The organism is Pseudoalteromonas sp. CNAT2-18.1 (genome assembly GCF_022347865.1).
GTDB classification, from domain to species: domain Bacteria; phylum Pseudomonadota; class Gammaproteobacteria; order Enterobacterales; family Alteromonadaceae; genus Pseudoalteromonas; species Pseudoalteromonas ruthenica.
In genome coordinates, this window is sequence record NZ_JAKRFR010000005.1 from 155480 (window position 1) to 168387 (window position 12908).

The following is a 12908-nucleotide window of genomic DNA, read 5'->3' on the forward strand; positions in this document are numbered from 1 at the left end:
TTATAAGTCGACAACCAAGCGATAACTGCTTTGGCCACTGGCCCAATACTTGCGTTCAAACGGCGTGATCGCGGTGTCGCTATGATAAGGCTCAACAGCCGTTGGGTGCCCTGCCAATTGCAATGCTCTGGCAAACTCACGAACATAAATATGCCAATTGCTGCGCAGCTCTAGACGCCCGCCTAAGGCAACAATAGTCGGAAAAATAGCAGCGCCGTGCCAGCGACGTTGGATATGCTTAGCCTTCGGCCAAGGGTTCGGATAGAGCAAGTAGTGATGACTCGGTTGCCACTGAGCTTGCTTTGCCAAGCGCCAAAAGTCATTCAAGTCTGCTTGCACTAGCAGGTACTCTCCTCCCTCATCTTGGCGGTACTGCACGTCGTGTTTGTGCAAACGATGCGCTGACTTATCAACACCAATAATCAAGGCATCAGGGTGCACTTTAGCTAAATTAGCGGTACTTTCACCAACACCACAACAGGAGTCCAAAATGATAGGTCCGTTGGCTTGTTGTACTTTATCGTTTACTTCATCAAAAGCGCGCTGAGTGTGCGCGGCTATCGGCTTTTTAAACTCAGCATTAAGGTGCTTAGTGACGATATCATCGAGCTTGTCATGGAGGCTCGGTTGGTTCGAAACAATCGCACGAGAACTTGCATCAACCATCAGTGACGTAACCCCACACCTTTGCGAATTAAAGTCAGTGCCAAGGTAAATAAGGCGGTGATAAACAGTAGCAACACCGCAAATGACACCCAAATATTGACATCAGATACCCCTAAAAAGCCAAATCTAAAGGCATTAACCATGTAAATGATCGGGTTGATTTGCGACACTCCCTGCCAAAACTCAGGTAGCAGAGTAATGGAATAAAACACCCCGCCAAGGTAGGTCAATGGTGTGAGCACAAAGGTCGGGATGATACTGATGTCATCGAAACTATTGGCATAAACCGCGTTAATCAATCCACCTAGAGCAAATACTGCTGAGGTCAGAATAACCGTGGCGATAATCACAAATATATTATGAATTTGGATATCGACAAAAAACAGCGACACTAAGGTCACCATTAACCCCACGAGCATGCCACGAGCCATACCCCCACCCATGTACCCCAATACAATAATGTAATTCGGTACAGGGGCCACCAGCAGCTCTTCAATACTTTTTTGAAACTTAGTAGAGTAAAAACTAGAGGCCACATTCGAGTAGGAGTTGGTGATCACCGACATCATAATAAGCCCAGGGACGATAAACTCCATGTAGGTAAAGCCGCCCATTTCGCCAATACGCGAGCCAATTAAACTGCCAAAGATAACGAAGTACAGGGTCATGGTAATCGCGGGAGGCACAAGGGTTTGCACCCAGATACGCAAAAAGCGAATACACTCTTTAATCCAAATACTTTTTAGCGCTACGCCATACTTCAACATTAAGACTGTCCTCGCTCTTGATTCAACAAACCCACAAACAACTCTTCCAGGCGGTTAGCCTTATTGCGCATACTCAATACCGTGTTGCCTTGCGCCGTTAAGGCATTAAAAACCTCATTCAAACCTTGTGATTTTGCCACTTCCACCTCAACGGTGTGCTCATCGCTCAGGGTGAATTCGTAGCCAGGCAAGCTCACCGGCTTAGCCGGTTGTTGCAAATCGAGAATAAAGGTTTCTTTATCCAACTTAGCTAGCAACGCTTTAATCGTGGTGTGCTCAACAATAATACCTTGGTCGATAATAGCGATGTTTTTACACAGCAACTCCGCCTCTTCAAGGTAATGAGTGGTTAGGATAATAGTCACCCCTTGGCGGTTAATTTCACGCAAAAAATCCCACATTGAGCGCCGGAGTTCGATATCAACCCCGGCCGTTGGCTCATCCAAGATAAGCAGCTTGGGCTCGTGCATTAACGCCCGTGCAATCATTAATCGGCGTTTCATCCCGCCAGAGAGGCTACGTGCTTGTTTGTCTTTTTTATCCAGTAAACCTAATTGCTTTAGGTACTTATCTGCACGTTTATGGGCTTCGCCGCGCGGCACACCATAATAGCCCGCCTGGTTCACCAGGATTTGTTGCAGGGTTTCAAACTGACTGAAGTTGAACTCTTGTGGTACTAAGCCCAACTCTGACTTCGCCGCCTCTAAGTCAGTATCAATGTTGTGGCCAAATACTTCGACTTTACCTGAGGTTTTGTTCACTAACGATGAAATCACCCCGATGGTGGTCGACTTACCGGCACCATTGGGGCCTAACAAAGCAAAAAAGTCGCCTTGCTGTACTTGCAGGTCGATCCCTTTCACTGCTTGTACGCCATTTTTATAGGTTTTGGTGAGTCCTTCAATATTCAATGCCACTGTCATTTACTTTTGCTCTCCATAACCCCAACGTGAGGTCAATTGTTGTTCGATTCCGAGGTGGTCGAGGATCCGCGCCACCATAAAGTCCACCAACTCAGCAATGCTCTGCGGTTGATGATAAAAGCCCGGCGCCGCCGGCATAATAGTGACCCCTAAGCGCGATAGCTTGAGCATATTCTCAAGATGAATTTCATTAAAAGGCGTTTCCCGGGGCACTAAAATTAACTGTCCACGTTCTTTAATGACCACATCCGCAGCGCGCTCAAGGAGATTGTCCGAGGCACCAACGGCAATGGCGGATACTGCACCAGCGCTGCATGGGCACACCACCATTTTTTTCGGTGCCGCTGAGCCCGAAGCCACAGGACTAAACCAGTTGTCTTTGCCAAACACCTGCAGTTGTTCGGGTTCGGCGCTAAAGCGCTCGCTTAACTGTGCCGTGGCTTTTTGCTCATTCGCAGAGAGTTTGATGTTCGATTCGGTGTCCAGCACCACCCGCGCCGCACTGGAAATTAACACAAACACCTGGTGCCCTTGCTGAAGTAACACTTCGAGCAAACGCAAACCATAGGGAGCGCCCGAAGCGCCACTAAAGGCTAAGGTGATTGGTTCTTTGAATTGGCTCATACCTTTTCCTTATTCGCTAAGGCATCAAGTAAACGTTGGTGAATGCCGCCAAAGCCGCCATTACTCATGACCAATATATGGCTGTTCGGCGCGGCTTCGGCAATGATGTTCTCTACGAGCGTATCAATATCGTGTTCACAGTGCGCGCCCGCTTTGTCAGCTTGCTCTGTCAATGACCACCCCAGACCGGGGGGCTGGTATAAAAAGCAGTTATCAGCTGCCTGAAATGACGCCATCAGGGTGTCTTTATGCACGCCCATTTTCATGGTGTTCGAGCGCGGTTCCAGCACTGCAATAATACGCTCATCGCCTACCTTAGCACGAAGCCCGGCCAAGGTAGTGGCTATTGCGGTAGGGTGATGGGCAAAATCGTCATAAACGGTGACCCCCGCTACTTGGCCCTTTAGTTCCATACGCCGTTTTGGAGATTGAAACTGCTCTAGTGCAGTAATACTGGTTGCCACCGCCACTCCAGCGTGACGCGCGGCAGCGATCGCCATCAAAGCGTTATTCACGTTGTGCTCGCCAATTGCCTGCCAGTTTACGCAGCCTTGCACTTCACCCTGATAAAGTACGTCGAAGGCACTGCCATCGGCGCTACGCAGACGATAATGCCACTGCTGTGGGGCCAGTACTTCATATTCGCTCCAACAGCCTCGGTCGATCACTTCTGCCAAGGCGTTATCCTGTTGCGGATAAATCACCTTGCCGCTGCCTGGTAAGGTGCGCATCAGGTGATGAAACTGGGTTTGTATTGCCGCTAAGTCTGGAAATATATCGGCGTGATCAAACTCTAAGTTATTTAATACTAAGGTCCGTGGCAGATAGTGGACAAACTTGCTGCGCTTATCAAAAAATGCGGTATCGTACTCATCCGCTTCAATAACAAAAAAAGGCGTCTCACCGAGGCGTGCCGACACGCCAAAGTTTTGCACCACTCCACCAATGAGAAAGCCCGGCTTGAGCCCTGCGTACTCCAGTATCCACGCTAACATACTCGCCGTGGTGGTTTTACCATGAGTGCCGGCCACAGCAAGCACCCAACTGTCGCGTAGTAGGTGCTCCTTTAACCACTCAGGGCCGGAGGTATAGCGCAAGCCTTTATCTAATACATACTCGACACAAGGATTGCCGCGACTCATGGCATTGCCAATGATAACCACATCGGGAGCTGGGTTAAGTTGGCTCGGATCATAGCCCTGTACGAGTTCAATCCCCAGCTGCTCCAGTTGAGTGCTCATGGGCGGGTAAACATTTTCATCAGAGCCGGTTACCTGATGCCCTAAAGCCTTGGCGATAGCGGCGATGCCGCCCATAAAGGTGCCGCAAATGCCGAGAATATGTATGTGCATAGAATTTTCCATTGGCGAAAAGAAAGCCGCTCAGCACCTTAGTCATACTGAGCGGCTCTATATGATGCCAAAATAACTTAGATAGGTGAACCCGGCGGCATAGGTAAAGGTTTAAAGCTTTGCGGCCACTGACCGCGCTCTAGGAATTGGTTAATGGCATCGGCTAAGTGTTGTTTAAAGGCACTTTCGCCGCTACTCACGCTGCCTAGCAGCTTATCTTGTTGATAGTCATCGGCAATTTGGCGTAAGTAGTACTTGAATTGAGCTTGTACTTCAGGCGCCACTTTGTCGCTACTGACTAAATTAACAAAATGCTGAGCACTCAACCACTGAATGCGATGTTGCACTTTCGCCGCCATCGCGCTGGGATGCTCATTATCAAAAATGCGGGCAACAAACTGCTCAAGTAAGTTATCGAGCCCAAACGATTGCTCGCTACGGGCCCCTTGTTGGGCAAGGCGATTCAGACGTTCAGGGTGAAACAACAGTGCCAACGTATGATTTGCCGCCACCTCAGGAAGCGCCATGGCATCAAGGGTGATCCCGGTACGCCCTTTTACACTTTCACGGGTTGGGTATTCGCCATAGGCTTTCGGCGGGATCAACGCCACCACACTCTCGGGTAACACTAACTGCTGCGCATCGAGAGTTGCCAATAGCGCTTGAAACGCACTTTGTTGGCGCTCTCGAGCAACAACTTGGGTTCCTTGCACCGGTTGTGCACTGCGCACTTCATAACTGTAATCAACGCCCCCGACTAACTTCACCGCCGCCTCAACTTGATAGCGGTGAAATAGATACAAGGGCACTAGCACTTCCTCCAGCTGCGATAAGGAGGTGCCCGCTTTGACATTTTCGATACCAAATCGCGCCAGTGCCTGTTTGCGCACTTGCATCACACGTTGTAGCTCAGCGGCAGGGTCTTCACCATTATCCCATAGGTGACCGCTGGGATGGGCGCCGCCTTGAGCTCGGGCATCGCGATCAGAGATAAACTCTAATCCCAATTCACGATTTTGCGCCAAAATAGCATGCAACTGTTCATCTTCGTCCTGGCCACGAAAATCACTGTAGCCGTATTTAATCACCTGTTCATCCCACAGCCCCATGCCTTTGGCATAGCCCTTGGTGGTATCTAACTGACCTTGCTGATTGAGCGCCACTAACGGGTGCGGGTAATCCATGACCGAGGCTCGGGCACGGCTTGAGGCGGCAAAGTTATGAGCGATCCCTAGTGTGTGGCCTATTTCATGCGCACTGAGTTGACGGATGCGATCGAGCGCCATGGCTTGTAGCTTCTCGGTAACCTCATCACCCTTTTTATAGGGGGCAGCCAAGGCTTCGGCTATTAAAATGTCTTGGCGTACACGTAGCGATCCCAAGGTTACATGACCTTTGATAATCTCTCCGGTACGCGGGTCAATCACTGAGCCACCATAAGACCAGCCCCTCGTGGCGCGATGGACCCACTGAATCACGTTATAGCGCACATCCATGGGATCAGCATGCTCAGGCAGCATTTTCACTTGGAAGGCATTTTTGTAGCCCGCCTTTTCAAAGGCAGTGTTCCACCACTTGGCACCATCGAGTAATGCTGTGCGCACCGGCTCAGGCACCCCAGGGTCAAGGTAGTAAACGATCGGCTTAACAGCTTCACTTAATGCTTTATTCGGGTGTTTTTTCTCCAGTCGATGGCGCGGGATATAGCGTACATACATGCTCTCCCCCAGTGGCGCCGAATAGTCTTTATGCTCGATACTCCAATAACCCGACTGCGGGTGAAACTCGCGCGGTTGATAATTGTCGTCTGGCAATGCAATCAATGAATGATGCATATGCACCGTCAGCGCATAAGGGTCGGCACTGACTTGCTTTACGTATTCACCAGGCTTAGTGCCACTAAACGTTAGCACCGCTTCCAGCTCGGTATTGTTCACAAAAGACTTACTGCGCGGCATATGCACGGCGCTACGTGAGGTGTCTAAGTTAAAGTGACCTTGCTTGCGCTCCGCTAAAGTGCGGCTCACGCCATGTACATCACTCAGCAGGTAGGGAGTATAATCAATCACCACCCGAGTATCGGTGAGCGCTTTAATTTCAAACCCGTGGAGAATACTTGAGGCGAACGCTTCACGCACGCTTTGCTGTTCCGCCTGATTACTGCTAGAAGCTCGGTAATAGCTATTCAGGGCTCGTAACATCACCTTGTTGCCCATACGCTCAAACTGCGCCAAGTAGGTATTGCCCAACTGACCGCGATCTAAACCAATATCGTTCGAACCGACACCATAAGGTAAGCTTTGTTGCAACAAAAACGGCTGTTTAAGTTTATCTACTTCCAAGTACAGTTTGCCTTCATCATTGGCATAGTAAAACGTGAAATAACCAGGATACTTGCTCATATTTTGCGTAAACTGGCTGATAGACTTAATTGCTGCGTGCGCTTGGGTTATCATAGGCAGCAACAAGAGGAACAGTGCGATTCGTAGTATCTGCGGTTTCACCATGGTTCTCACTTTGTTATTGGTATCGTTTGTAGAGTGTAGAAATTATCGCCATTGAGTATATCCGCTCGGCGCCAATCTACAACCGCAACACGATAAATAAACAGCGTATTCTGAGCGGTACTCTCTCACATTTTCAGCCGCTTAGGCCCAACAGACTAAGGAACAAAACAGCATGCGCAGACTCCCTCCGGTATTGCTAGAAGACGGTTGCCCACGCGATCTTATCTCCCTTATTCGCACCATTTTGGCCGCGTGTAAGGAGATCTCTTTCCGAGTCAGTCAAGGAGCTCTTTCTGGCGTACTTGGCTCCACTTTAGACGAGAATATTCAAGGTGAAACACAAAAGAAGTTAGACGTGTTATCGAACCAACTCCTCAAAGATATCTTGTTGGAGTCAGGTTACGTTAAAGCCATCGCCTCTGAAGAGGAAGAGGGGACCGTAGCTGGTAACCCTGAGGCCGACTACATTGTTGCCTTCGACCCGCTTGATGGTTCTTCTAATACCGATATTAATTCCCTAGTGGGCACTATTTTCTCGGTGATGCGCGTACCTAAAGAAGCCGATGCCAGCGATCCAGCCATTTTCCTACAAAAAGGTGAGCAACAGGTCGCGGCGGGTTATGTTTTATATGGCCCGTCAACGATGCTGGCGCTCACCACTGGTAAAGGCACTCGCCTTTTCACCTTAGATAGAACCCACGGCAGCTTCTTGCTAACGCAAGATTTTGCTTCAGTGCCAGCACAGACCCAAGAATTCGCAATTAATGCCTCTAACCAACGGCATTGGCAAGCGCCGATGCAGCAATACATCGCCGATTTACTTGCCGGTAAGAGCGGCCCTCGTGGCAAAAACTTTAATATGCGCTGGATAGCCGCCATGGTCGGCGATGTCCATCGCGTGCTCTGTCGTGGCGGCCTGTTTACCTACCCGGCCGATACTAAAAACCCCGACAAGCCTTATAAACTGCGCCTCCTTTATGAAGCCAACCCGATGGCTATGCTAATTGAACAAGCTGGAGGTTTGGCAAGTACGGGCGAGCAGCGGATTATGGAAGTAGACCCGCAGCAAATTCACCAGCGTGTCGCGGTGATTCTCGGCTCGAAAGAGGAAGTAGAAACCTGTTTAAGCTATCACCAATAACATAAAGGCACCCTTGGGTGCCTTTTTTACTTGTCTATTGGTAAATCATGGCGGGCGCCCCATTCACTCCAGGAGCCGTCATATACTTGTAGATTCCGATAACCACATTCGTAAGCAGCTAGCGCCAAGATGCAAGCGGTGATCCCGGAACCACAGCTAAATTGTAACTGCTGCACATCTGGGGCAACCAAGTCATTAAAGCACTGCTGCAATGCCGCAACGTCTAATAAGGCGCCGTCTTTAATTAACCGCGCATACGGCAAATTAGCGGAGTGCGGAATGTGTCCGCTGCGCATGCCTTCACGGGGCTCTTCTGCAGTGCCATCAAAGCGTGGCGCCGGGCGTGCATCCAATAATAAAGTGTGGCGTTGGTCTATACTCGTGAGCACTTGCTCAGCATCAATAAAGTAGCCTGCTCGTGGCTGCGCCACAAAGTTACCTTGGGCTGGCGGCTCACTCCAACCTTGTTGCACCGGTAACTCGGCACTGCGCCAAGCAGGTAGGCCAGCGCGTAATACTTTAACATTATCAAAGCCAAAGGCTTTGAACATCCACCACGCACGTGCGGCACTGAACAACCCCTGATCGTCATAAACAACAACTTCGGAGTCGATATTGACGCCAGCAATGCGCATTTCATGCTCGAATTGCTCGGCGCTGCATAGCATATTTGGCCAAGGGCTGTTGAGATCCGCCAACGCCGATTTTATATCAAATCGTCGAGCACCTCGGATCACCGCCGCTGGCGAGTAACCACCCGACTTACCCGGTAACACCATGCCGGCATCGAAAATTATCAACTTGGGCTCATCTAGCTTTGATGCCAATTCAGCCACTGATATCTGTTGTTCCATGTCGATAGCACCTTTTGCGCTTGCAAGTGGACTTTGACGTTAGCAGAACTCTGGCTGGCGCACCACCTCAATTATCTCTGTGGTAGAAATAGAGGGAGTACGGGGTAAGTAGACGACCTCACATACCTCTTTGAGGTCATCGAACTTACCTTGCCAATCATCGCCCATCACTAGCATGTCCGCATTGTAGGTTTCAATATAATGGCGCTTGAGTTCTAAAGACTGCTCTAAGAACACATCGGATACACACTTTAACGCGGCAATGATATTCATACGGTCTGCTTGCGCATAGACCGGAGCGCGGCCTTTTTTCCTTACATTAAGGGCATCGGAAGATACCCCTACTATGAGCTCATCGCCAAGCGCTGCAGCACGTTCTAGGATATTGACATGGCCGACATGGAATACATCAAAAGTACCGAACGTTATTATTTTAGTTGTCATATAGGTAGCTTACTATTCTCTTCGCACTGTTGCCGTCAAGCCTCCCTGCTAGGCGTTCTATCGTGGTTTGGTTTTGTTGGTTATGAAATTTTTGTGGCTGATGTAATGCCTCTTCAATGGCACTTATCACATCAGAAGCTTTATCTGCTTTAAAGCACAGCGGCTCAAAGTAGGAGATATCATCGTCTAAACGCGCTTTAAAGCGGTACGCAAAAGGCCCTCGGTAAGACCATCTGAGTTTGTAGAAGTTGCACCACACTACCGGCTTACCCAACGCAAAGAACTCAAAAATAGCCGACGACGCATCCGACACCAAGACATCAGCGAGCGCCATAAAAGGGATTAAATTAAACTCTTCAAGTTGACTCACATACACATGCTCATACTGCTGCCATCGCTGTAATAAGCGTTGATGCTTTTGATATTTGTCTTTTGTTTGCGAAAAGTAATGCGGCTTAATAATTACATTGCAGTGTGTCAGGTTTGCCAGCCAGTTTTTAGGCAGCCGCTCCAGCGAGCTTGGATAAAAAGTAGGAGCGTAAAGCACCGTGGGCTTGCTGGCATCAAGGCCGAAATCTTCATGGCTTGGTAACGGATACTGTGGTTGACTCAATAATGGGTCTAACTTGGCGTATCCAGTATCAATAAACGTCGAGTCTGGATAGAGTGTGTGTAAGCGGGTCAAACGGTGTTGACCTTCAACAAAGCGCACTGAAGTTGCATTGTTCGAGGCATCATAGTAACACGCCTTGGGGCCAATGCCGTGCTGCATCAACGCCGTTTTTACTATGCTATTTAGCTCTGCAATAGCCGCGAAAGCCTTACCAAATATAACCCAATCAGCGCCGCATTGACGATAGAACACGACCGCTTGTGATTCACTTTGCAGCCAATGCGCATTTAAGTTATGAGCCTTTATTGCATATTCTGCAGCCGCATTAAGCACCGCGTCTTCTTGCTTATAAAGCACTACCACGGTCTGTGCACCACGTTGATTAAGCTCATCGATAACAGGTAAATATTGAGGCAAGTAGTACAAGTGTAAAACGTCGAAAAAAACCTTCATACAACGGTGCAAAGCGGAAAAAACATTCGCCCATCATACTAAAAAACCGAATTGTTTGCCTAATTGTACCCTGACTACCTATAAAAATGCCGCCAATATCGTTGTGGCGGCATACTTTGTAACCCGAATAGGACTAATCGATAAGCTGATATTGATCCTTGAGCACTGCTATGATTTCACTGCGCGGGTCGGTAGGAATATGCAGTGACTCGCCAATGATTTTACTAGCAATGCCAACGTAAGTGTCAGACACTTGCATCATTACTTCAACCGGTAACTTATAGTCTTGGGCGAGTTGCTCACGCTCAGCCATGCGCTCTTTATTTAGCAACACATCGCTGTCGGGTACATTATTGATAAGCAGCTGGCGAAACCCCTCTTTGGAGTTTTCAATGATTTTACCATCGCGGTATGCGGGACCATCCCAAATACGTGAAGAGTCTGGCGTACCCACCTCATCAATGTAGATTAACTGCTCATTGCCCTGCATGTCTTCGACGTAACCGAATTCGAATTTGGTATCGACAAAGATTTGATCTAACTTCGCCAGCTCAGCGCTGATAACATTAAATCCTTGCACCAATAAGTGCTCATATTTTGCCACATCAGCTGCTGAGCTAAAGTTGAATGCATCTAGGTTATCGGTGATGTTTTTGCGCGTGATGTTTACATCATCCACGGCTGGCACGTCATCTAGCCCTTCAATAATGCCCTTGGTCGATGGTGTGATCAGCACTTCATCTAACTTTTGATTCGCGGTTAGCCCCTCAGGTAGGTCGATGCCGCAGAAAGAGCGGATGCCTTTGGCGTAATCACGCCACATGCTACCAGTGATATATTGACGAGCGATGGCTTCCACTTTTACTGTTTTGGCTTTACGCACAATCCATACGTATGGGTGTGGAATATCCACAATATGGTTGCCAGCAAGTCCGGCGGCATCAAATTGTTTAAACCAGTGCGCAGCCACTGCATTCAGCGCAATGCCCTTGCCTGGAATGCCGTTTAAGCCCTGCTCACCTTGCCAAATACAATCAAACGCCGAGATCCGATCGGAGATAACCATAATTGCCAACTCGGTCCCCTGTGGCACCGCATACCCTTTTTCTGCAATTAAGCGAGCACTGTCTTGCTCGGTTAACCAGTAAACGGAACGCACTTTGCCGCTGTGCACCGGACCTTGAGTGCGAATAGGTAGATCATCGTTTACATCTAAGACTTTGTAGTTGCTCATGGTTACTCCAAACAAGGGCTAATTTCGATACACCGACCGAGGCTGTGAGCGCGCTATGATAGTTCAGCTGGCAGCGAAGATAAAGGTAATCGCCGCAACAAAGCGGACTTTTGTCCTATCTTTTTTATTCTCGACACTGGTTAGCCCTTGTACCTGTCATTTAAAGTTAATATTGCGGTAAACTAAACAACATCTTTTTGCTATAGGGGCACGGCGGTGGACTTAGCGAGCAGCACTCAGGGCAAGCGATACCTTATGTATATTTCGCAAAATTACTCCTATGCGATTTTACGCCCTTTACAACAAGTTATTCGCGCTCACGGCGGCGAAGTAAAGTGGTTTTTACAAGGCGATGAAGTTAACCCTGATTTCCTAGCTGCGGACGAATCTCAGTTATTAACCGTTGATGCGATTCGTCAGTGGCGGCCTCACGCAGCCTTTGCACCAGCGAATATCATGCCCACCTTTTTTCCTGGCAAGAAGGTCGCTGTGTTTCATGGCTTTGACGCGGGCAAGTTAAATAGTCGCGGCAAGAACGACCATTTCACCATTCGTGGTTGCTTTGATTTGTATTGTACTCAAGGCCCAAATACCACTGAGCCCTTTACCCAGTTAGCCCAGCAACATGGTTTTTTTCGTGTGCGTGAAACGGGTTGGTCAATGCTCGACCCACTGTTTAGCCCCACACCAAATAACCCCTATAGCAGCACTGACTCGCGCCCGACTTTATTGATTTGTTCAACTTTTTCCAAGCGCTTGTCACTGGCCCCAGTGTTGGTTGAGCACATTAAAGAGCTCCGCGATAGCGGTAAATACCGTATTTTAGTGCAGTTCCACCCGAAGATGAGTGCAGATATCGTGACGCAATATAAAGCCATGCAAAATGATAGTCTCAGCTTTGTTGAAACCGACAATGTCATTCCCCTGTTGCAAGCAGCGGACGTAATGCTCTGTGATACCTCTTCGATTTTGCTAATGTTTTTATTGCTGCGTCGCCCAGTGGTTACTTTTAATAATCAAGCCCCTGCAGCGCACCTTCTCAATGTAACCGATGCGACTCAGGTTGAAGCGGCAATAGACCAAGCGCTGACCCGACCGCCTGAGTTAATGGCTAATATCGAGTCTTTCTGCCAGCAACTGCATCCCTATCAAGATGGTTGCTCAAGTGAGCGGGTATTGGCGGCGACCAATGATTTAATTATCAGTGACGGCGCTGAGCTAAAGGCCAAGCCCCTTAATTTGCTACGCCAGTTTAAGATGCGTAAAAAATTGGCATATTGGCGTTGGTAACGGGCCATTGATCGCATTGCGCTGGCCCTAAAACATGACT

12 protein-coding genes are annotated in these 12908 nt (G+C 48.8%); 2 read left to right on the forward strand and 10 right to left on the reverse strand.

Annotated features, from left to right (window positions below; genetic code table 11):
• From MHM94_RS12210 to MHM94_RS12235, 6 genes are all read right to left on the reverse strand, one after another.
• Positions 1-666: an SAM-dependent methyltransferase gene (locus MHM94_RS12210; protein ID WP_053909777.1), complete on the reverse strand. Its 666-nt coding sequence runs from the start codon at positions 664-666 to the stop codon at positions 1-3.
• Positions 666-1433 carry an ABC transporter permease gene (locus MHM94_RS12215; RefSeq protein ID WP_022943357.1) on the reverse strand — a complete coding sequence of 256 codons (768 nt, stop codon included), beginning with the start codon at positions 1431-1433 and terminating at the stop codon, positions 666-668. The genes MHM94_RS12210 and MHM94_RS12215 overlap by 1 nt, the downstream gene beginning before the upstream one ends.
• Complete coding sequence (locus MHM94_RS12220; RefSeq protein ID WP_022943356.1) at positions 1433-2356, reverse strand: ABC transporter ATP-binding protein; 924 nt, start codon at positions 2354-2356, stop codon at positions 1433-1435. The genes MHM94_RS12215 and MHM94_RS12220 overlap by 1 nt, the downstream gene beginning before the upstream one ends.
• Complete coding sequence (locus MHM94_RS12225) at positions 2357-2980, reverse strand: flavin prenyltransferase UbiX (protein WP_235419558.1); 624 nt, start codon at positions 2978-2980, stop codon at positions 2357-2359.
• Positions 2977-4332, reverse strand: a complete 1356-nt coding sequence (gene mpl, locus MHM94_RS12230; protein WP_235419557.1) for a UDP-N-acetylmuramate:L-alanyl-gamma-D-glutamyl-meso-diaminopimelate ligase — start codon at positions 4330-4332, stop codon at positions 2977-2979. The genes MHM94_RS12225 and mpl overlap by 4 nt, the downstream gene beginning before the upstream one ends.
• Before the next feature lie 77 nt (positions 4333-4409).
• Positions 4410-6839: a zinc-dependent metalloprotease gene (locus tag MHM94_RS12235; RefSeq protein WP_235419556.1), complete on the reverse strand. Its 2430-nt coding sequence runs from the start codon at positions 6837-6839 to the stop codon at positions 4410-4412.
• 172 nt (positions 6840-7011) lie between these two features.
• Here MHM94_RS12235 and MHM94_RS12240 point away from each other — a divergent pair, with 172 nt between their 5' ends.
• Positions 7012-7980: a class 1 fructose-bisphosphatase gene (locus MHM94_RS12240; RefSeq protein ID WP_151173407.1), complete on the forward strand. Its 969-nt coding sequence runs from the start codon at positions 7012-7014 to the stop codon at positions 7978-7980.
• A 26-nt stretch (positions 7981-8006) separates the two neighbouring features.
• Here MHM94_RS12240 and MHM94_RS12245 read toward each other — a convergent pair whose 3' ends face one another.
• The 4 genes from MHM94_RS12245 to MHM94_RS12260 all read right to left on the reverse strand — a co-directional run bounded on the left by MHM94_RS12245 (position 8007) and on the right by MHM94_RS12260 (position 11578).
• Positions 8007-8834: a sulfurtransferase gene (locus MHM94_RS12245; RefSeq protein WP_235419555.1), complete on the reverse strand. Its 828-nt coding sequence runs from the start codon at positions 8832-8834 to the stop codon at positions 8007-8009.
• 39 nt (positions 8835-8873) lie between these two features.
• A complete protein-coding gene (locus MHM94_RS12250) occupies positions 8874-9278 on the reverse strand; it encodes an adenylyltransferase/cytidyltransferase family protein (RefSeq protein WP_045979256.1) in 405 nt (134 codons plus the stop codon).
• Positions 9268-10344: a CDP-glycerol glycerophosphotransferase family protein gene (locus MHM94_RS12255; RefSeq protein WP_235419554.1), complete on the reverse strand. Its 1077-nt coding sequence runs from the start codon at positions 10342-10344 to the stop codon at positions 9268-9270. Before MHM94_RS12255 ends, MHM94_RS12250 begins: the two co-directional genes overlap by 11 nt.
• 133 nt (positions 10345-10477) lie before the next feature.
• Positions 10478-11578 (reverse strand): phosphoribosylaminoimidazolesuccinocarboxamide synthase, encoded by a 1101-nt coding sequence (locus tag MHM94_RS12260; RefSeq protein ID WP_235419553.1) that lies wholly within the window; start codon positions 11576-11578, stop codon positions 10478-10480.
• 255 nt (positions 11579-11833) lie between these two features.
• Here MHM94_RS12260 and MHM94_RS12265 point away from each other — a divergent pair, with 255 nt between their 5' ends.
• Entirely contained in the window at positions 11834-12868 is a 1035-nt protein-coding gene (locus MHM94_RS12265) for a CDP-glycerol glycerophosphotransferase family protein (RefSeq protein WP_235419552.1), read from the forward strand.
• Positions 12869-12908 lie beyond the last annotated feature (40 nt).

Coding starts and splice junctions, on each gene's coding strand:
- MHM94_RS12210 (WP_053909777.1), bottom strand. CDS start 666: ATGGTTGATGCAAGTTCTCGTGCGATTGTTTCGAACCAACCGAGCCTC.
- MHM94_RS12215 (WP_022943357.1), bottom strand. CDS start 1,433: ATGTTGAAGTATGGCGTAGCGCTAAAAAGTATTTGGATTAAAGAGTGT.
- MHM94_RS12220 (WP_022943356.1), bottom strand. CDS start 2,356: ATGACAGTGGCATTGAATATTGAAGGACTCACCAAAACCTATAAAAAT.
- MHM94_RS12225 (WP_235419558.1), bottom strand. CDS start 2,980: ATGAGCCAATTCAAAGAACCAATCACCTTAGCCTTTAGTGGCGCTTCG.
- mpl (WP_235419557.1), bottom strand. CDS start 4,332: ATGCACATACATATTCTCGGCATTTGCGGCACCTTTATGGGCGGCATC.
- MHM94_RS12235 (WP_235419556.1), bottom strand. CDS start 6,839: ATGGTGAAACCGCAGATACTACGAATCGCACTGTTCCTCTTGTTGCTG.
- MHM94_RS12240 (WP_151173407.1), top strand. CDS start 7,012: ATGCGCAGACTCCCTCCGGTATTGCTAGAAGACGGTTGCCCACGCGAT.
- MHM94_RS12245 (WP_235419555.1), bottom strand. CDS start 8,834: ATGGAACAACAGATATCAGTGGCTGAATTGGCATCAAAGCTAGATGAG.
- MHM94_RS12250 (WP_045979256.1), bottom strand. CDS start 9,278: ATGACAACTAAAATAATAACGTTCGGTACTTTTGATGTATTCCATGTC.
- MHM94_RS12255 (WP_235419554.1), bottom strand. CDS start 10,344: ATGAAGGTTTTTTTCGACGTTTTACACTTGTACTACTTGCCTCAATAT.
- MHM94_RS12260 (WP_235419553.1), bottom strand. CDS start 11,578: ATGAGCAACTACAAAGTCTTAGATGTAAACGATGATCTACCTATTCGC.
- MHM94_RS12265 (WP_235419552.1), top strand. CDS start 11,834: ATGTATATTTCGCAAAATTACTCCTATGCGATTTTACGCCCTTTACAA.